The organism is Bartonella silvatica (assembly GCF_040545155.1).
Lineage (GTDB): Bacteria > Pseudomonadota > Alphaproteobacteria > Rhizobiales > Rhizobiaceae > Bartonella > Bartonella silvatica.
Genome location: NZ_JBEPLI010000002.1, coordinates 1 through 20768, shown reverse-complemented (window position 1 = coordinate 20768; position 20768 = coordinate 1). Strand labels below are relative to the sequence as shown.

Here is a 20768-nt window from a genome sequence, read left to right as displayed (position 1 = left end):
TTAACAATCCAATCTTTAAAACAAAATGTGATCTTTAAACGTATGCGATTTATGTTATCGATAATTTCAAACGACTAAATTTTAAAACAATGCGATTTCTGCTGTGATAAAAACGTATCATAAAATTTATGAACTGTTATGAATGATAACTGCTTTTCATTTCATTTGAACGTTTACATGCGTTATAATGTTTACATCATGATTTGCTTTTTATGGTCTATTCATACATGGCAATCTTCTATAAAAAATAGTCAAATGAATCACGTATAAAAGTGTGGATTCTTAAGTGGATTCATATAAAATAATTGCATACAACTTATTGACTTTATTGTGTTTTTTATATTATACTGATTTGTGCTTAGAATAAGCTATCTATTGAGATAGTTCTGATGGGAAGTTCCCACAGCTAATAGTATAGGGATTAAGTTGGATTCTTTCGAAATGTTATATATAAATTTAATGTGCCGCCCCAAAACACACCACCAGTGAATCCACTTAAAAGACCAAAAAGAAGGTTAAAATCAGATGCATATTTCAAATCAGGTACAACCTTGAGAAAAACAATCAATGTGAATTTGATGACAAAAGCGATAAGAATAAATGTCAGCGTCAACAGCGTACCAGGCAGAATAATGAAATCCGTTCCCTCTTTGATTTTTAAACGCGGACTGGCACGCCAGAGCAACCAGCCAACGCCAAAGCCGATCATCAGCCCTGCCAACATTGCGATTGCTCCCCAGCGCGGGAAGGCCAGCTCTTTAATCACATCGCTTGCTCCCAAAAAAAGAAAGACTAACGGCAAGAGAAAAAGGCGGTAAACCTTCGTTTCCCTATCTTTCAATGCGATTATTCCCCTCGCAATGAGAAAAATAAGCAAAATCCAGGCCCATAAAGGGGTTCCAGTCAGAATGTTAAACAATGACATATTATGCTCCATGATGTTTGATGCAATAAAAATATTGCATGATGTTAGGAAGATATTTAGAAAAAAGAATACCAGCACAAATTAAACCCATAGTGACCAACCAAATCTGGGGGGGCATGTAAAAAAAACCACGAGAAAACCATTGGCAAAAAAGATGATTACCCAAATACATATAATATATTTATTGATGAGATAAAAGAGGATATGTTTGCGTTTTTCTTCAGAAACACCAGCACTGGCATAAAAAATGGTAAAGGGTTTCTTTACCAGCAAGCTAATCCATGAAACCAGAGCAAGTGACAGATAGCAAAAAACTGTGGGGTAGTTCAGTAAAAGTGTAGACCATCCAGCGAAATAATGAACAAACAAGACAATAAAATCAAAGTTAAGATAGGAGAGCATTCGACGAGAGTGAAAACGTTTCCATTGATAACCTAGGAGTAAATACTCCACGGAATAAAAGAGATTATTATGTTAAACATGGTGCATTCTCCTTTTTATATTTGATAGAAAACTTACCGCAAGTGCTTCATTTTTTAGTTTCCATATGAATATAAAAAACGCCACTTGGTTCACACTCTGTATCCTGTTTAATGGTCAACTGATAGGTATCTCCCAGATAAAATGCTTCAATGAACTTTACTTTTTTCAGCACAACAAATGCAATATTTCTCGCCCTACCCTGCGTGGACAAAACCAGAATTATCGCAATCAATAGTGAACCAGGACATACGACAAGGACAGGGAAATGTTCCTCAAAAAGCGGGTGTTGCGCATTAAAGCAAAAAGTACAAGAATCTTCAGTTACGGAGGAAATCTTACATAAATCGCCTAGTAATGGAAGAGCGGCTTTCCCAGAACACACGCCAGGGAAGCAGACCTTACTGACAATGATGATTGCCTGCGCAATAACGTCCCTGCCATTGTCGTACGGGCTGGACTTACAGTGAATACGGGAGGCCTCATGAATGTGTTCAATATGTCCTTCAACGCGTAACCGATCGCTATCAAAATGGGTGGTAGAGAAAAACTGTTCAACCATAACAGGGAGGTAGCGATAAGTGAAATCCGAGTTTTTAGCCACCACGGTGGCGAATCGAACTGAAAACTGATGCTAGGCTTCGAGTCACAAGCCCTGTTTCAAATAGTTATGGGCTCAATCCCAGTGAGAAATATCGCTTTGTCCGCAAGCACCCATCGGTGCGGTTAAGGTGATACTCTGAACATATACCTAAGAAATTTGGCTCGGTGCGATGCTTTATAGCCGTGATTGGAGGACCTTTTTATATTTTTCTCTTAAATCCTTTGATGATAAACCGAAGGAATGAGAGCTAAACCGCACTTGAGAGTGCGCGAGAAGTATCGGCATACGACAAACGAAAAAAGCCAACAACCCAGCTCAGGAGCAGCCTGATGCTTGCAATTAGAAAATCGACATTGGGTTGCGGTCCTGTATTGTCCGAAATAAATCGTGCAAGCGAACTGAAGAGACGCATAGGTTTAAAAGCTGATCTATATCCAGCTTGCCCTCCCGAAAACATTGCGGAAAGGCAGCTTTTAACTTATCTATGTCTTGCTCTTGTGGGCTTTGGCTCAAGCCCTCTATCTTCTTCTCATCCGCTATAATCATCATATCGACGTTCTCCTACGCTAGAATAAATATAAGATGCTATATTCTGCCATAATGGCAAGTTTATGCATAATAAACAAGGGGTTAAATGTGACTTATAGTGTCTTCTCAATGAAGTTCGTCAGTTCGTATCTTGTCTGCACCCCATGAGGTGCATTCGAGCTTCAGAAAGTGCTATTTTTATAACAGATTGAAAACAAAGGAGAAAATGAGCCGAGATCTTCTGCAACAAAGTCTCCGTTCTTTTAGACAAATTGGCCATTTTTGGCAAAAAACGCAGAAAGTCACCCGCGCAAGGTCTTTGCTCTGTGACGGCTCAAACGCAGAAAAGGCCGATAACTGCAGCTTTTAACCACAGCAAAAATCGCACTAAATAAGAATTAGAAAGTTGTAATAAGCTAAATGGTACGGTTGGTGGGATTTGAACCTACGACCTCTGGTGCCACAAACCAGCGCTCTAACCAGCTGAGCTACAACCGCATAAAACCAAATGTATCATAACTGCTTACCATTTTGTAAAGAGTTATTTTCTATTTGTGTGACATAAGGAAGATCAAAAGAGTTTGCAAGCCCCTTTCCGTAAATCTCATAATTTTTATCAGAAAAAAATCATTTTGTCACAACGCAAGCGCACATTTTGCCCAATATTCAACACGATGATCACGATAAGCTTTGATCGTATCGATACCATCTTGTTGTATAAACTGCAAAATTTCTTTCAAAATAGTGGTTGCAAGGTCTGGTCCCTCATAAACCATCCCACTATATAGTTGAATCAAGTCAGCACCAGCTTTAACCTTTTCCAAAGCTGTTTGAGCATCTTTTATGCCACCAACACCAATAATTGCAATCTCTTTACCCAGTTTTTGACGCATTTTTGCCAGTACAATTGTTGAACGTTTAAAAAGTGGCTGTCCAGAAAGCCCTCCCGTCTCACCACTATGTAAATTGTTTCTAAGACCTTGACGTGAAAGGGTGGTATTAGAAACAATGAGACCATCAAAATCAGAAAGGAGCATTTCCTCAGCGATATCATCCAATTCCTTTTCCGATAAATCAGGTGCAATTTTTAGAAAGATAGGAATGGAAAACCCATGTCTTTCCTTTTGTGCGTTACGCTTTTGTGAAATCGCATTCATCAAAATACGTAAACGATCACGGGCCTGTAAATCACGTAAGCCTGGTGTATTCGGAGAAGAAATATTAACTGTAAAATAATTAGCTATATCATAAAAATAAGCAATACCAGCAAGATAGTCATCAATTTTATTGACTGTATCCTTATTGGCGCCAATATTGATTCCGACAATACCCAGTTTTTTATATCCGCGAAGTCGGTCATAAACAACCTGATGTCCATCATTATTAAACCCCATTCTATTAATAATTGCTTCATCTTCTTTTAAGCGAAAAAGACGTGGCTTAGGATTTCCCAATTGAGGTTTTGGCGTCACCGTACCAATTTCAGTAAAACCAAACCCTAAACGAAAAGTAGCATCAACAACCTCTGCATTCTTATCAAAACCCGCAGCAAGACCGATAAAGTTTTCAAACTCAAGCCCTGCAACATTGACACACAAACGCTTATCGATGACTCTTCGATAATCGCTCAATCCACTTCTCAATCCCATAATTGCTAAGCGATGCGCATGTTCTGGATCCAACATAAATAAAGCAGAGCGACCAATACAACGAAAAAAACTCATCAATCCTTCTCCAAATATAAAATTGCCCCACTGTATTTCATGTAAATCTCTTTACCGAAAAGATCATCAATAAAGATAATATACCATTTAAATTCGTCCCCCTAAAGAATGGTTTACCATATCATCGCCATTTAAAATTTACGCCTATTGAGAAAAAAGAGACTTTTTATATTCGCAAAAACTTTATCGCTTTTTGAAAACGTTAAAACATGAGAAATTGAAAACAGCTTAAAAACATAAAGAAATATATTGATTTATAGTGATCCTTTTACATATCGAGTTCAAACACTAAATGAAGATTTTCTTAATTTTATCCCTTGTTCACAATGTATCCCTTCAAACCATTCCCTTTCACATCACAAATTCAATTGGTGTGTGAATAAATGATTCTAAAAAGAAGTAAAAATACCTTTATAGATCGTCTCAATATAGAAATTATCGCAACACTATGCGTTAAAAATATAATGATGTCGCCAATTTGTGATTTCTAAAAAACACGAAGCCCCTGCAAAATAACTTTCTCTTTTCAACATGTCATTATAAAAGTTTAGTAACGACTTTATCATTAAAAGCAAAAAATAAAGCTTTATTTTCCTCAAAACACCACGAAATAGGTCTCATATTAAGTTAAGCAGATCCCTTCATAAGACTACTTAACATACCATCATATGCAGAGAAAATTTTAATATTGGCAAAATCTATAAGAAAAGAAAAACCGCTCTTTTCTTTTTCATAAAAAGCGGTAATTAAATATTACTATCGTATAAACAAAGGGGAAAACGTAATGCTTAAAGAATTCAAAGAATTTGCCCTAAAAGGGAATATGATTGACCTCGCTATCGGTGTGATTATAGGGGGAGCTTTTGGTGGTTTGGTTAATTCAGTTGTCAATGATATTTTTATGCCAATTATTGGACTCATTACAGGGGGGATAGACTTTTCCAATATGTTTATTCAGCTTGCTGGTGAAAAACAAGCAACATTGAGTGCAGCTAAAGCGGCTGGAGCAACCATTAGCTACGGCAATTTCATAACACTACTTATCAATTTTCTTATTATTGCTTGGATTCTTTTCCTCTTTGTTAAAGCTATGAATAAGCTGCGTCGAAAACAAGAAGAAGAGAAAAGCATTCAAAAGATGTCTCTTGAAGAAGAGCTTTTAACAGAAATCAGAGATCTTTTAGCGAAGAAAAAATAAATTTATATGTGATCACCCCCATGGAACACAGGAAAAAGCATTTCCACTGTTGTTCCATGGTTGGGCTTTGACAATAACAAAAACTGCCCACCATTTTCTTCTACCATGGCTTTACACATAGGGAGTCCTAAACCAGTTCCCACAAAAGCACCATCACCAGATCGTCCATCTTTGCGCTGAATTTGACCATAGGGTTGGAGTGCTTTTATAATCTCTTCATCGCTCATTCCTATACCGTTATCACTAACTGAAATCTTTATGCGTTCTTTTTTTCCATAGGAAACATGAACAATAATTTGTCCACCCGACGGTGTAAAACGGATAGCATTGGAAAGAAGGTTCCATATAATTTGCCGAAATATCTGCTGCGATATACGGATAAATGGCACATGATCTGGAACAACAATGCGCATCATAATGCCATGATCATGAGCCTGTGTTTCAAGAAACGCCATACTCGCACGCAAAGAAGCTATCACATCACATGTCTCATATGGATCAATATGATTATTTGAATCAAAGTAATTTTCTTTTGAACGCTCTAATAACTGATTAACCAACGATAATATATGTTTTCCAGATGAGACAATATCGTGTAAATATCCACGATAACGCTCATTGTCTATCGGACCCAAACGGCCATCTCTCATAATTTCCGCAAAACCAATGAGAGCATTTAAGGGTGTTCGCATTTCATGAACAATTTTGACTGTTTTATTTTCTTCTACTTTTTTATCTGTGGGCAAAACTGCTGCTGTTCTATTGTGCAACATAACAGCATAACTCTCCTGTTGTGCCAAATGAACAATCGTCATAGAAACCGTTATATTTTTATGGCTTTTCGTCACTAAATCAAATGTCTCACCATAATCAAAAACCGGATTTTCTCCCTTCCCACGAATTAACTCAAAATATTTTTCCATCAACGCACGGCTTTGCAAAGTAAAGAATGATGATAATGGTTGTGCTAATAACTCATTAATTTCATAGCCAGTTAATCTTAAAATACTCCTGCTAACTGATTGAATTAAACCTTGTCCGTCTAACCAAAAAACACCATCAACCGCTGTATTTAACAATGATAAAACCACTGCTGGTTCTTTTATAAGAGTCTCTTCAATAGCATTGGCTGACAACGCCTTTGTACTTGACAACTGAACTTCTGTTTCTTCACCCAACTGCTCATACCCTACAGATGCGTGCAACTCTCCACGCAATCGTTCTGCAATCTCACGAAAAGCTGAACGCTCTACTTCCGAAAGACTCATTGTTTTTGTAGCCGAACTTTCATTTTTTTCTGTTGTCCTGTTTCTTGTATCTTCAAAACACCAAAACCACGAAATTCTTTAACACGCTGTTTCATATCAAAAATTGGCACAGCAGACAATTCAACATCTAGACACTCTGAACAATCATCAATAGGCCATTGAACAGTCTGTTTGCTCCAAGGTAAAACATCAGAAATAAAACTGCTTAGAATTTGATAACGTTCATCATTAAATCTATTTGCCAATTCATAAAAGTCAGATCCTAAAATAGAAGAAGAGAGAGGACCAACAACTTCACCTAACTCCTTTTAAACATCCAAAAAACGACCATTTTTATCCATTTTCCAAATAAAACCTCGCAGCAAAAGCGCTGATTTAAAGTGAAACGCTTTTTGGTTGCTCTGCAACGCATCCGATTTTAAGGGCGCATATAAAAGCAAAAAACTTTTCGGATTTATTTTTAAGCGAATAATGCCCACTTGTGTACGAACCCCTGCTATAGATAAAATGGTTTTGATGGACGTCTCATCATCAATGGTCTTTAGTAGAGTTTTGACAGCTTCCTCAACAAAAGAAAAATGAGAGGAAACCTCCAGCACTGTGCCATGCTCATCAATGATTGCAACTGACATCGCTTTATTATCCAAGCCATCAATAAGAGAGGTCTCTTCTCCCAGAAAAGATTCCAGCAAAAATACCTTCCCTAAATCCGCAATATCAACACCAACAACAGAAAATTCAGTGCAACGCTTTATACCATCTAACACAACAGCATTTGCACATTGTGCACCATTTAATATCTTATGATGCACCTCTTGATCCAAAAAAGGCTGCTCTTTCATTATATCAGCAACAGAAGCACAACCAAAAAAATACGCCGCTGCACCATTTGACCAAAGAATTTTACTACAATCAGAGGAAAGAACAAAAGCTATCTTTCCGCGTATGAAGGCTTGTTTAATTTCTTTACATTCTAGATAATCTAAAAATGTCAAAGACATCCCCAACCCTTCTTTGTGTTATTCCACATTGTACATATCAACAGCCTTAAAGCATCTCTTTTATTTTGTGACTCCCCATTTAATATTCCATAGTCAAAAAACAAGCATGTGATATACTAAATTTTGTATCACAAGCAATTATGGGAATAATAACCATACGACCTTTTTAAGATCATACATTTTTTAATTTTCTTGCTTATTATTGTATTTATTAACGAGAATTTCACGCTTCCCAACATGGTTAGCAGCACCAACAATGCCTTCTTCTTCCATACGCTCCACAAGAGAAGCTGCCTTATTATAGCCTATTGAAAGCCGTCGCTGAATATAAGATGTTGAACATTTTTTATCACGTATAACAATCTTTACAGCTTGCTTATAAAGTTTCTCACCATCATCATCACAATTATCTTCCGTAGAAACGCCCGTCACTGAATTCTTAGTTTTGCCATCTTCGTTATCATCTTCATTATCTGTTACCGTTGCTAAATAGTCAGGCTTTCCTTGCATTTTAAGATGCGCAACAATGGCTTCAACTTCTTCGTCAGAAACAAAAGGTCCATGAACGCGTACAATACGTCCCCCGCCTGCCATATGCAGCATATCCCCCTGCCCTAAAAGAGTTTCAGCACCTTGTTCTCCCAAAATTGTACGACTGTCTATTTTTGATGTTACCTGAAAAGAAATACGCGTAGGAAAATTGGCTTTAATCGTACCAGTGATAACATCAACAGAAGGACGCTGTGTTGCCATAATAAGATGAATACCTGCTGCACGTGCCATCTGCGCTAAACGCTGGATAGCATTTTCAATTTCTTTCCCTGCCACCATCATCAGATCAGCCATCTCATCAACAATCACAACAATATAAGGAAGCTGTGTGAGGTCCATTGCTTCTTCATGATAAAGCATTTCACCACTTTCCTTATCAAAACCTGACTGTACCGTACACATGATCGTTTCGCCTTTTTGTGCTGCAAGGGCAACACGTGCATTAAAACCATCAATATTACGGACACCTAACTTTGCCATTTTGCGGTAACGCTCTTCCATTTCACGAACTGCCCATTTTAAAGCTGTCACTGCTTTTTTGGGATCCGTCACAACAGGTGTTAAAAGATGTGGGATACCGTCATAAATAGAAAGTTCTAGCATTTTAGGATCAACCATGATCAAACGGCACTGCTGTGGTGTCATTCGATAAAGGAGTGATAAAATCATAGTATTAATTGCAACCGATTTTCCCGACCCTGTTGTTCCCGCCACCAATAAATGCGGCATTTTCGTTAATTCTTCAATGATAGGCTCACCATTAATGCCTTTCCCCAAAGCAAGAGCAAGTTTAAATTGACTTTCACGAAAAGAGCTTGTTTGAATAAGCTCTCTTAAATAGACAGTTTCACGAACTGCATTTGGCAACTCAATCCCAATAACATTACGCCCAGGAATCACAGCAACACGCGTAGAAATAGCCGACATAGAACGCGCAATATCATCAGAAAGATTAATCACACGCGATGACTTTACCCCAGCAGCAGGTTCAAATTCATACATTGTAACGACTGGTCCTGGATGAACATGGATAATTTCACCCTTGATGCCAAAATCTTCCAAAACATTCTCTAAAAGTCCAGCCCCATGCTCCAATGTTTCCTGCGAAATCATAGCATCTTCATGAAAAACCGGCTCCTGCAATAGATCAATTGGAGGGAATTCATAATTCCCTTCAAAAGACGGCATATTTGACATAAAAGTAAAATCACCACCTCTTGATTGCATAGGAGGAGATAATGACATTTTGCCTTTTAATGTTGTCATAGGCAATTCATCTGTATTCTTTACACTACTTTTTTTTATACAATCAGCACTATCGCTAACATTTTTGGTTTCTATAGCCACCTCTCCATCGCTTAGCTCATCAGCAGGAACTTTAACGGCAATTTCAGAATAACCGTTCTCAATCTTTTTAAGCGTATCCCTCTTTTCATGTATTAAATGAGAAGTTTTCTCAACATTTGCAACGCCATTATCTATGGGAGTTTCTGATGTAATGGAATCGTAAAGTTTTGGAAATCGATATTCAAGAACGCGGTACAGAGCGGTAATTGATGCATCCAAGACAGAATGAATATCTGGCGCAGCCTCACCGCTCGTGTCGTCAATTAACGTCACATTCTCTTCTAAAGTTTGAGCATCGACCTGTGCTAACATAAAGGACCCACATTCGAAAAATGCATCATCAGACAGATAAAAAACAGGCTTTGTTTTTTGCACTCTATGTTCTATTTGTAATTCACGCTTTCTTGTCTCCTTTTCAAGCAGATGATGCCCTACTTGCCGCGATAGTTGTTCCAAAACCGTTGCATGACAAACTGATGCTTTATTTTCTATCGATTGCGGACTAATGACCTTTTTTGTTGGAGAAAAATTTGTTGTATTCTTACCGTAATGTACGACATTTTTGGAATTCTTCTGTTCTTTCTTCGTAAAAGCTTTAAACTGCTGTGCAAAAACTGGGTCTGTTTCTATGCGACGGCGTAAAATTTCAACTTCAGGTGTTCGCGTAAAGCGCACATTTTTCCCAAGAGCGAAAGCCTTTTTCCAAACTTCCGGATAAGGAAATATCTCTGCGATCTTCGCAGATGAATTATCTTCTGGTGTCTTTTGTGTACTCTCATCATAAAAAGAAGAGGGAGCAATGGATTTTGTTTTCGAATGATGCATGATACCCAACAAGTCTATAGCAACGAGAACGGTTACTTCTTCAAAAAGAATGCATAGAAATTATAGTATGAAGGTTAATAACCTTTTGCTGACCATTCGTTTTTAATAAAAAAAGAATGCAATCATTCATTTTTATGTATGATTTTCTCCATAAGTTGAATGAACTGCAAAATTGCTGATATCATCTGACTGTATTCCACTTTTAAAAAATCTATCATAAAAGTGCTTCTTTTTCCTCCCGCATTTTATATAAATAACGCGTAATAAAATACACTAGAGTGAGCACAAGGGAATATCCGTTCAACTTTTCATGCCTCATCGAAATGAACTTATCTATTTTTTTACTTTTAATAAGATTGTCCTTGTCATTTCCACAAAAAAGGTCTCAAATAGGGTATAATTTAATATAAAAAATGGGAGGCAGTCATGCTAAATAAGCGGAAATTCTATATCAATGGTCTATGGGATGACCCAAGTACCCCTCACGATCTAGATGTTATTAATCCCTCAACAGAGGAAGCTTGTGCCGTCATTACTATTGCCAGCAAAAAAGATGCCGATAAAGCAATTAACGCCGCGAAAGAAGCTTTTCAAAGCTGGAAAACCACCTCACCTCGCGAACGTCTTGGCTTTGTTGAAAAAATTTCAGAAATCTATGAAAAGCGCTCGAAAGAAATGGCCAAAACCATTTCAATGGAAATGGGCGCACCTATTGATATGGCGCTCAGTGCGCAAGCCGCAGCTGGGGGGGCTCATATTCGAGACTTTATAAAAGCTTATAAAGAGTTCTCATTCCAAAAGACTTTGTTAGAAGGAAATGAACAGGCAATTCTCTATTATGACCCTATTGGTGTCGTGGGATTAATTACTCCTTGGAATTGGCCCATGAATCAAGTAACCCTCAAGGTCATTCCTGCTCTCCTCGCAGGCTGCACTATGGTGTTAAAGCCTTCTGAAATTGCGCCTCTCTCTGCTATGCTTTTTGCAGAAATCTTAGAGGAAGCTGCCCTGCCCGCTGGTGTTTTTAACTTAATCAATGGTGATGGTGCTCATGTTGGTTCTTACCTTTCTGCTCATCCAGATCTAGAAATGATTAGCTTTACCGGATCAACCAGAGCAGGAAAAGATATTTCTAAAAATGCCAGCAGCACGCTCAAACGCGTCAGTCTAGAACTTGGTGGAAAAGGAGCAAACATCATCTTTGCTGATGCTGATGCTGATGCTGTTCAACGTGGTGCAAAACACTGTTTTAATAATAGTGGCCAAAGCTGTAATGCCCCAACACGTATGCTTGTAGAGCGCGCTATTTATGATAAAGCCATAAAAATCGCCAAAGAGATTGCCGAAAAAACAAGGGTTGCTCCAAGCCATGAAACAGGAGACCATATTGGTCCCGTCGTTTCAAAACAGCAATACGACAAAGTTCAAGATCTTATCCAGTCTGGAATTAATGAAGGTGCAACTCTTGTTGCCGGTGGAACGGGGCTACCTGCGGGAATGGAACGGGGTTACTACGTACGGCCAACGGTTTTTGCCGATGTAAAACCGAATATGCGCATCTTCCGAGAAGAAATCTTTGGTCCAGTTCTCTCTATGATTCCCTTTGACACAGAAGATGAAGCCATCGCCTTAGCCAATGATACCCAATACGGTCTTACAAATTATATACAATCGCAGGATCGTAACAAATCTCGCCGTGTTGCTGCACAAGTACGGTCTGGTATGGTAGAAGTTAACGGTCATGGATTACCAGATGGAAGTTACTTTGGAGGTGTGAAATTTTCCGGACGGGCCCGTGAAGGAGGTCATTGGGGAATTGAAGAGTTCCTTGATACAAAAGCAATTTCATACTGGTAAAAAGCCTTATTAAATATTTCATAGAAACTCTATGGTAAAAAACAAAATTACGGATGAAGGTTCTCTCGGACAAAGAGTCGATCAGTGGCTTGCTAAACAATATCATGATGTATTGTCACGTTCGCGTTTGCAAACCCTCATCCGTGAAGGACATCTTCAAATTGATGGCCAAATTATAAAAGAACCAAAAACAAAACTAAAGCCGAATCAAAACATCGAATTAACCCTACCTGCCCTTCGTGATGCTGAACCTAGCGGAGAAGCCATTGCATTGGACATTCTCTTTGAAGATGATCATATGATTGTAATCAATAAGCCTGCTGGTCTGGTTGTGCATCCCGGCAATGGGAATTGGACAGGCACCTTAGTGAATGCTCTTATCCATCACTGTGGTCATAGTTTATCTGGTATTGGTGGTGTGAAACGCCCTGGCATTGTTCACCGTCTCGATAAAAATACAAGCGGCGTCATGATTGTTGCAAAAAATGACCTTGCTCATAAAAAACTGAGTGCCCAATTTTTAGACCATGGGCGTACCACTGCATTAGATCGACGCTATCATGCATTAGTTTGGGGAACTCCTGACCGTAATACCGGGACAATCGATGCATTCCTTGGCCGCTCTCCCCATAACCGAACAAAGCAAGCTGTTGTCCATCACCAACATCCCCATGCTCGCCATGCAGTTACACATTTTTCTCTGTTAGAAAAATATGGAACTTGTGCAAACACGACATCAGTTGCAAGCCTTCTAGAATGCCATCTAGAAACGGGACGAACGCATCAAATTCGTGTTCATATGGCACATATCGGGCATCCCCTCATAGGGGATAGTGTTTATGGCAATGCTTTTAAAACAAAATCAAACATACTGAATCCTACAATTAAGGATTCAATTGATCAATTGAATCGACAAGCACTCCATGCGGTTCGTTTAACTTTTGAACATCCCATAACAAATGAAATTATGTCTTTTTCTTCACCACTCCCTCAAGATATGGCTGAACTTATTCAACATTTCAAAAAAATAAATTGAAACTTTTCTCCTCTTCAAGATTTCACAATAAAATATCTCTTTTGAACAAAATGAAAAATTATGCTAGGATCTGTCTGGAAGGATACTTATATATCTAGAAACAGAATTTGCCTTATCAGGGAATTCATGCAAAAGGAGGGTGCTATATGGCCCATATGAATTTACTATCAGTGACATCAGGTGATGGCGGATTAAACCGCTACCTAGAAGAAGTGCGTCGCTTCCCAATTCTTGAACCAAAAGAAGAGTATATGCTCGCTCAGCGTTACCGTGAACATAACGATCTAAAAGCTGCGCATAAATTGGTGACGAGTCACTTGCGACTTGTGGCGAAAATCGCCATGGGATATCGCGGTTATGGTCTGCCCATTGGAGAGGTGATCTCAGAAGGTAATGTTGGACTTATGCAGGCTGTTAAACGCTTCGAGCCAGAACGGGGGTTTCGTCTTGCAACCTATGCCATATGGTGGATCAAAGCCTCTATTCAAGAGTATGTTTTGCGATCCTGGAGCTTGGTAAAAATAGGAACAACAGCCAATCAAAAACGCCTATTTTTTAATCTTCGAAAGTTAAAAAGTAAGCTTCAAGCGCTTGACAGTGGTGATCTTAATGCAAAACAAGTGCAAGAAATTGCTACAAAATTGAACGTCACAGAAGATGAAGTTATCTCAATGAACCGCCGGCTTGGTGGTGATACTTCGCTCAATGTACCACTTCGCACAAAAGTGGGAGAAAATAGCGAATGGCAAGATTGGTTGGTAGATGACTCCAGCAATCAAGAACAAGTTTTGATTGAACAGAGTGAATTGCAAAACCGCCGTTCCATGCTTATAGATGCTATGAACAATTTAAATGAGCGTGAAAAGCGTATATTCAAAGCACGTCGTTTAAGCGATGAACCGTTAACGCTAGAAGAACTCTCAAATGAATTTCATATTAGTCGGGAACGTGTAAGACAAATTGAAATGCGCGCATTTGAAAAAGTACAAGCTTTCATCAAAGAATCTGCTTTATCTCAAAATCAAATGCAACAAAGCCTTCAAAGTTCAGCATAAAACCCATAAAGTATAGAATTTGTTATTGATGTATTTCGAAAAGGAAAAAAATAAGTGACGTGATGAGTCTCTATTTTTGAAGCGATTCAAAAAGCTTTTTTGATAACAAAAGTTCTTTCTATGGCTTTTTGTATTGGTGTTTTATTTTGTCTCACTAGGTGTTGTCTTCTTATCTGATTGCGCAAGCCACTGTCCAATCACTTTATGAAAAAGTGACTCACCTAGAGGGCCTTTTGTAAAAGTTAATTCGTTTATACGCCCATTTTTATCCTTTAATATCAAACGCACCCAATTTAATTCTCGTATCAATTGTAAATTTTGGTCAAAAAATGGATGATTACCGCTCAAAGCGATAAGAAAAAAATTATCGCTAATTTTTGCTGCAACGGTCCTTGATAAACTTTGTCCAATGGAATATTCACTTGCTTTAAAAGTTAGCGCTTGAACACTGCTTATAGCTTGACCTGAAAATTTATCCGAAAGAATAAAAATAAGATCCATCATATATGCAGCAGGAAAAGATGCATCGGTATTGCGGCGTAAAATTAACCGTAAAGACAACCCTTCATCTGGAATTGTTATATCACCTTGTATAGCTAATTCTTCTGGAGCGCCCTTCACATGAGAAGGCTCTTTTATCAGCTTCCAATGCGCGTTTCCTGTTGCCATTTTTTCTGCATCATAATTTGTTCGCTCTTGATAAAAGACAGCTTCACCCAACTGTTCAATTAATTGAAAATGACCAGAAACAACTTTTGAATCTCCCTGCTCATTTGAGGAAAGCGTCGCTTGATCTGGTCCTACATCAATTTCACTGCCATCTTCTAATAAGCGTTGTGTCAATTTTTTATGAACTGAAAGTCCCTTTGATACCCCATGAAGGGCTTGAAACTTTTCCCCTGATAACGAATAATCATTTGACATAAATATATATTCGCTAACAAAAAAAACAGCAAAAGTTAAAACAACAAAACTAGAAAAAACAGAAGCACCTATCACAATACGTTTCTTCATGGATGAGCGATTAGCACGGCGTACAGCCTGAGAAAAAATATGCGATACAATATGCGAATTATCTCCCTGTACAGAATCCATTAAAGGAGAAGATTTCAACGTATCATCATCAACATATTGAGAGTTTAAATCAACTTCCATATTAATAGGCTCTGCATCTGGCACCCTTGACCTGTGAGGGTTATGGAACGTTCTATTATCTTTTGGGCGATTGGCAACCTCTCGCTTTTCTTCCGTTTCTGTTTCTGAAACAGCACGATCTTGTCGCAATATAGAACCTCGAGTACATTGATCATCTTCAAAGAAGCCTGAAATTTTCCACCCAATCACTGAAGAGAGCAACTGCTTTTCAGATTCTCTATATTCTTCTTCAACAGTTGCAATAGCATTTTGCAGACTCTTTCTCTGCTCATTCACCATTTCCTGCGATACTGTTGCTGTAATAAACTGACGTTCTAGTGTTTCGGTAGCTCGTTTATAAATCTGCTTACGCATTTGTGGTGTAATATTACTTTGCGCATTGATTGCCTTTTTTAAGATTCCAACGAAATCTACCATATCCTCTATAATCTTTCTCAAACTGAGAAAAGAAATCCCAGCCGTAAGACCAAAAAACCTTTATTTTAGCCCTTTTAATGGATTGTCATTTATATTGATACAACGACTGTCGTAATTTAAAATGAATAAAAAAAATAAACAATGCTATTCTGTACCTTTCTTCACGCACTCTTCGTAAAAAATATAAAAGACAAGCTGAAAACCAATATGGGTAATAAATTAATTTGCAAAAGGATCCGTAATAAGAATCGTATCGTCACGTTCAGGACTTGTGGATAATAAAGCTACCTTTGTGCCTATTAATGTTTCAATATAGCGTATATATTTTATAGCCTGCACTGGTAAATCTTCCCAATTCAGCACATGCGCCGTTACTTCTTTCCATCCTTCTAATGTTTCATAGATAGGTCTCACACGTGCCTGTGCCCCCATAGAAGACGGCAAATAATCAATTCTTTTACCATCAAGCTCATAACCAACACAAATTTTAATTTCTTCTAATCCATCTAAAACATCAAGTTTTGTCAGTGCTATTCCCTGAACACCACAAATCGTTACCATCTGACGTACCAAGACTGCATCAAACCAACCGCATCGACGTTTTCTCCCCGTCACAACACCAAATTCTTTCCCATGGATCCCCAAAAACTCGCCAATGTCGTTGATCTGTTCTGTTGGAAAAGGTCCTTCTCCAACACGTGTTGTATAAGCTTTTGTAATACCTAAAACATAATGAATTGAGCCAATTCCCATCCCTGAACCAGTACATGCCTGCCCAGGAACTGTATTAGATGATGTCACATAAGGATAAGTTCCAAAATCATTATCTAATAAAGCACCTTGTGCACCTTCAAACAAAATATGCTTTCCTGTCTTATAACCTTCATCTAAAATACGCCACACACAATCCATAAAGGGCAGAATTTCATCCGCAACTTGCATTAACTCATCATAAAGATCTTGAGAATCGATCTCTGCAACACCCATACCGCGACGCAGAGCATTATGATGTCCCAGAAGCCGTTCAATCTTAGCCATAAGAGTATCAGATTCCGCTAAATCCATCACACGAATAGCACGACGCCCCACTTTGTCTTCATAAGCTGGACCAATACCACGCTTTGTTGTGCCAATTTTTAAACCTGATAAACCATTTTCACGGATTGCATCAAGATCACGATGTAATGAAAGAATCAATGGAGCATTTTCAGCAACACGCAAAATATCCGGTGTAATTTTCACACCTTGATCACGTAATTTTTTTAACTCTGCCACAAAATGATGAGGATCAACAACAACCCCATTACCAATAATTGATAACTTCCCACGAACCAAGCCAGACGGTAACAACGATAATTTATAACTAACCCCATCAATAACCAATGTATGGCCTGCATTATGACCACCCTGATATCTCACAACGATATCAGCTCTCTCAGATAACCAATCTACAATTTTACCTTTACCCTCATCGCCCCATTGTGTACCGACAACTACTACACTGGCCATAATTTTCTCCGTCGTGTTTAAGCAAACAAAACCATCATTTTAAAATAAACACTTCTTTATAACGAAACCTTAGAGCGAGCGCGACTCCTCATTTCAACTTTTTCTCAATCTTCAGGTAAATTAAATCTGAGGTTAATGATTATAAAAGGCAAATAGTACCCATATTTTAACATACCGTCCTTTTTAATCAGCCACTTTCTCTGCAAAAGGATCAAAACCGTGAGGCTTTTTTTGCTGCTTTATAACTGATAGATTGTATATTCTATGGGCTTAATCTTTTATAATCTATGCCGTTTTAAAAATGATTTACTCAATAAAAAGAATATAGAAAATGACCCTAACCTTCCATATTCTTTTTTAAAACCGTACTATAAAAACGACGAATAGCTATTTACAGCTGCGCTTTTTCAACCTGAAATGCCCACTCAAGCCATTCTGTTAAAATTTCAAGATCGGAAGCCTCAATTGTTATACCTGTCCAAATACGAAGTCCTGGAGGAGCATCACGATACGCACCGATATCATAAGCAACCCCTTCCTCATCAAGACGATTCACAATTGCTTTTATAAAAGATTTTCGTTTTTCAACACTCAAAGCAGTAATCACTGGATCAACAATATCCAAACAAATAGATGTATTAGAGCGCACTTCAGGATCTTTTGTCAAATATTCTAACCATGGCGTTCTACATACAAAGGCATCAATGACAGAAAAGTTTTTCTCAACCCGTGCTCTTAATGCCGCTGCACCACCTAGAGACTTTGCCCACCGCAATCCATCAAGAAAATCTGCAACACAAAGCATGGAAGGCGTATTGATTATTTTTCCTTTAAAAATATCTTCATTCAGTTTTCCATTTTTTGTCATACAGAAAAGTTGGGGCATAGGCCAAACTGGAGTATGATTCTCAAGCCTCTCGATAGCACGAGGACTTAAAATCACCATACCATGTGCTGCCTCACCTCCCAAAACTTTCTGCCATGAAAAAGTAACAACATCTAATTTTGAAAAGTCAAGATATTGTGCAAAAGCAGCAGATGTTGCATCACAAATGGTCAATCCAGCCCGCTTATCTGGAATAAAATCCGCATTAGGAATACGCGCACCAGAAGTTGTCCCATTCCAAGTAAAAACAACATCACGATCAAAATCAAGTTGTGTTAAATCTGGCATTTCACCATAAGGAGCTTCAAAACGACGCACATCAGAAAGCTTTAATTGCTCGACAACATCTTTATTCCACCCTAATCCGAAACTTTCCCATGCCGCCATATCAACGCCACGCTCACCTAATAAAGACCAGAGAGCGGCCTCAACAGCACCAGTATCTGAACCTGGTATAATTCCAATACGATAATCAGAAGGAACTTCAAGAATCTCACAGGTTAAATCAATAATTTCAGCAAGTTGTAGCTCTGCTTCTTTCGATCGATGTGAACGACCAACGAGTGCATTTTTCAGAGCTTCAAGAGTCCAACCAGGCCGTTTGCTACAAGGACCTGAAGAAAAATTAGAATTATTTGGATGATAACGTGGTTTTGTTAACATGATTGTTCCCCTTTTTTATCGTTTTTCTTTAAAGAAAAGAAAAATATTATAAAGACTATGTCAATAGTCCATTTAGATAAAAATCAAAAATGTTTTCTATTTATTTCGTAAGTTTTAAATATGTGAAAGTCTTGTAAAAAATCTTTTAAATAATGCTTCACGCACTTAATTATTAAATAACTTCCCTACATCACCACTACGATAAGACAAGCACCTTGATAATATTATATGACACTAACGGATGATGATATACCTATCAAGTTTATTTTATGGAAATTGTCATTATAATTGCTGAGATCATGAAGAGAAAATGATAAAAAAATGAATTATTTTCCTTTTGATGACTGGACAGAGAAAATTTTAATGTTATAAACGCACACATTTCACGTGTTTTGTGAAATGTGCCCAGATAGCTCAGTAGGTAGAGCAGCGGACTGAAAATCCGCGTGTCCGTGGTTCGAATCCGCGTCTGGGCACCACTTTTTTTATTCTATCCAAGATTGTTTTTGTTAACATTTTTTAAGATGATAGATTCTCGAATAAAAGTGAGAAAGAAGGCTTTACAACATGCCTCTATAGGACGCCTCTTTTTTGCAAATTTTCTCAAGAAGGTTTTTTAATTCTGCTAAGTTTTGCTGTGAAAAATTCTCTAAATTTCTAACAAGCGTACCAATGATTTCACGGCGAAATGGATCTGGCGATTTGATCGTGAAACTCTTACGACAAGCATAGGTTTCTTTTTTAATAGAGAAGCCTTCTCTTGATTTAAACCGTACAGCTCTATAACCTTATCTTACAAGCCTACTTGGTGCAGATCTTTTACCGACTTCTACAGAAGATAAAAATGCCACAGATATATCTAATTTCTTAGCCATATCTAAGAGACATTCTAAGTGATCAATGTAAAGTTTACGTAAAATTTTACCAAAGAATGTAACCATATAAAAGTCATGTTAGAGAAGAAACATTTCTTCTGATTCTAGCAAATCTTTTTATGTTTTTCCGCGATATTGCGAATCAAGAGCTCTTCTCTAGGTGTTTTTTACTGTTTCTTTAATGACAAAAAACTTTAGAATGAAAAATTTTACGGTATTTTGTTCTTGATCAATGAAGTGGAAAACTGAACCCGTTAACTTATATCCTAAAATAAAAATCATCAGAATGACTGAAGCTTAAACATTTTATGATGGAACAATAATAATTCATGAGTGTAATACGCTGTGCAATCGCATCATCATCATGAAAATCAATAATATTATTCTGAAAACTGATATCAGTATTTATTCCTTTATTTTTTCTACGATAATGATAACTTCCTATGAGAAGATCATTATTTTTTTGCCATTGAAGATTCGCTTCTGATTTTAAGAAGCTATCCTATTCTAAGCTTACATCCCTATTATGATGCGTTTTTAGAAATCTAATTCTCTCAACTATATCAAACATCGATCTTTCTTAACTCTTGGTTATCCACTTTTTAAGGTATGAGAAAATACTCTCTAACGCGTCCATAAGGCGGGCAAAATCAATAACAAACATAAAGACAATAAAGGTAAACCATTTCACTATGCGGGACATCATCTTTAGCCCTTGGTAGGTTTCTATCATCTCATGAAGAAGCTGCCGTTCTGTGAAGCAGAAGCGTCTGCGAAGTGGTCTGCGATTAGTACAGGGCAAGGTATAAGCTTTGGGGCTGGTATAGTAGCTGGTGTACCGGCTGAAATATACGATACGCTTG

The 20768-nt window shown here is 37.9% G+C and carries 13 protein-coding genes, 2 tRNA genes and 2 pseudogenes; 5 read left to right on the top strand and 12 right to left on the bottom strand.

Annotated features, from left to right (window positions below; genetic code table 11):
* Positions 1-421: 421 nt before the first annotated feature.
* The 5 genes from ABID23_RS01785 to ABID23_RS01765 all read right to left on the bottom strand — a co-directional run bounded on the left by ABID23_RS01785 (position 422) and on the right by ABID23_RS01765 (position 4261).
* A complete protein-coding gene (locus ABID23_RS01785) occupies positions 422-925 on the bottom strand; it encodes a DUF6622 family protein (protein WP_354188736.1) in 504 nt (167 codons plus the stop codon).
* Between the two features lie 529 nt (positions 926-1454).
* Complete coding sequence (locus ABID23_RS01780; protein WP_354188734.1) at positions 1455-2009, bottom strand: hypothetical protein; 555 nt, start codon at positions 2007-2009, stop codon at positions 1455-1457.
* 247 nt (positions 2010-2256) lie between these two features.
* Positions 2257-2466, bottom strand: a complete 210-nt coding sequence (locus tag ABID23_RS01775; protein ID WP_354188732.1) for a hypothetical protein — start codon at positions 2464-2466, stop codon at positions 2257-2259.
* Positions 2467-2958: 492 nt separating this feature from the next.
* Positions 2959-3035, bottom strand: a tRNA-His gene (locus ABID23_RS01770).
* Between the two features lie 137 nt (positions 3036-3172).
* A complete protein-coding gene (locus ABID23_RS01765; RefSeq protein ID WP_354188730.1) occupies positions 3173-4261 on the bottom strand; it encodes a quinone-dependent dihydroorotate dehydrogenase in 1089 nt (362 codons plus the stop codon).
* Positions 4262-5045: 784 nt separating this feature from the next.
* On the opposite strand from ABID23_RS01765, the gene mscL reads away from it, so the two are divergent.
* Positions 5046-5459, top strand: coding sequence for a large conductance mechanosensitive channel protein MscL (gene mscL / locus ABID23_RS01760; protein WP_354188728.1), 414 nt, complete (start codon positions 5046-5048; stop codon positions 5457-5459).
* A 2-nt stretch (positions 5460-5461) separates the two neighbouring features.
* On the opposite strand, the pseudogene ABID23_RS01755 reads toward mscL, so the two are convergent.
* Positions 5462-7728, bottom strand: a pseudogene (locus ABID23_RS01755) (PAS domain-containing sensor histidine kinase).
* Between the two features lie 183 nt (positions 7729-7911).
* Positions 7912-10452, bottom strand: a complete 2541-nt coding sequence (locus ABID23_RS01750; RefSeq protein WP_354188726.1) for a DNA translocase FtsK — start codon at positions 10450-10452, stop codon at positions 7912-7914.
* A gap of 426 nt (positions 10453-10878) precedes the next feature.
* On the opposite strand from ABID23_RS01750, the gene ABID23_RS01745 reads away from it, so the two are divergent.
* The 3 genes from ABID23_RS01745 to rpoH all read left to right on the top strand — a co-directional run bounded on the left by ABID23_RS01745 (position 10879) and on the right by rpoH (position 14400).
* The gene (locus tag ABID23_RS01745; RefSeq protein ID WP_354188724.1) at positions 10879-12309 is read left to right on the top strand and encodes an aldehyde dehydrogenase family protein; all 1431 of its coding nucleotides are present in this window, start codon (positions 10879-10881) and stop codon (positions 12307-12309) included.
* 31 nt (positions 12310-12340) lie between these two features.
* The gene (locus ABID23_RS01740) at positions 12341-13345 is read left to right on the top strand and encodes an RluA family pseudouridine synthase (protein ID WP_354188722.1); all 1005 of its coding nucleotides are present in this window, start codon (positions 12341-12343) and stop codon (positions 13343-13345) included.
* 146 nt (positions 13346-13491) lie between these two features.
* A complete protein-coding gene (gene rpoH / locus ABID23_RS01735; protein WP_354188720.1) occupies positions 13492-14400 on the top strand; it encodes an RNA polymerase sigma factor RpoH in 909 nt (302 codons plus the stop codon).
* A 141-nt stretch (positions 14401-14541) separates the two neighbouring features.
* Here rpoH and ABID23_RS01730 read toward each other — a convergent pair whose 3' ends face one another.
* From ABID23_RS01730 to ABID23_RS01720, 3 genes are all read right to left on the bottom strand, one after another.
* Positions 14542-15972, bottom strand: a complete 1431-nt coding sequence (locus tag ABID23_RS01730; protein ID WP_354188718.1) for a hypothetical protein — start codon at positions 15970-15972, stop codon at positions 14542-14544.
* Between the two features lie 219 nt (positions 15973-16191).
* Positions 16192-17481 carry an adenylosuccinate synthase gene (locus tag ABID23_RS01725; protein WP_354188716.1) on the bottom strand — a complete coding sequence of 430 codons (1290 nt, stop codon included), beginning with the start codon at positions 17479-17481 and terminating at the stop codon, positions 16192-16194.
* Positions 17482-17872: 391 nt separating this feature from the next.
* The gene (locus tag ABID23_RS01720; protein ID WP_354188714.1) at positions 17873-19030 is read right to left on the bottom strand and encodes a phosphoserine transaminase; all 1158 of its coding nucleotides are present in this window, start codon (positions 19028-19030) and stop codon (positions 17873-17875) included.
* A gap of 403 nt (positions 19031-19433) precedes the next feature.
* Between ABID23_RS01720 and ABID23_RS01715 the strand changes: the two genes are divergently transcribed.
* Positions 19434-19509, top strand: a tRNA-Phe gene (locus ABID23_RS01715).
* 81 nt (positions 19510-19590) lie between these two features.
* Here the strand turns inward: ABID23_RS01715 and ABID23_RS01710 are convergent.
* Positions 19591-19971 (bottom strand): annotated as a pseudogene (locus tag ABID23_RS01710) (XRE family transcriptional regulator).
* 514 nt (positions 19972-20485) lie between these two features.
* Entirely contained in the window at positions 20486-20707 is a 222-nt protein-coding gene (locus tag ABID23_RS01705) for a hypothetical protein (RefSeq protein ID WP_354188968.1), read from the bottom strand.
* Between the last annotated feature and the right edge of the window lie 61 nt (positions 20708-20768).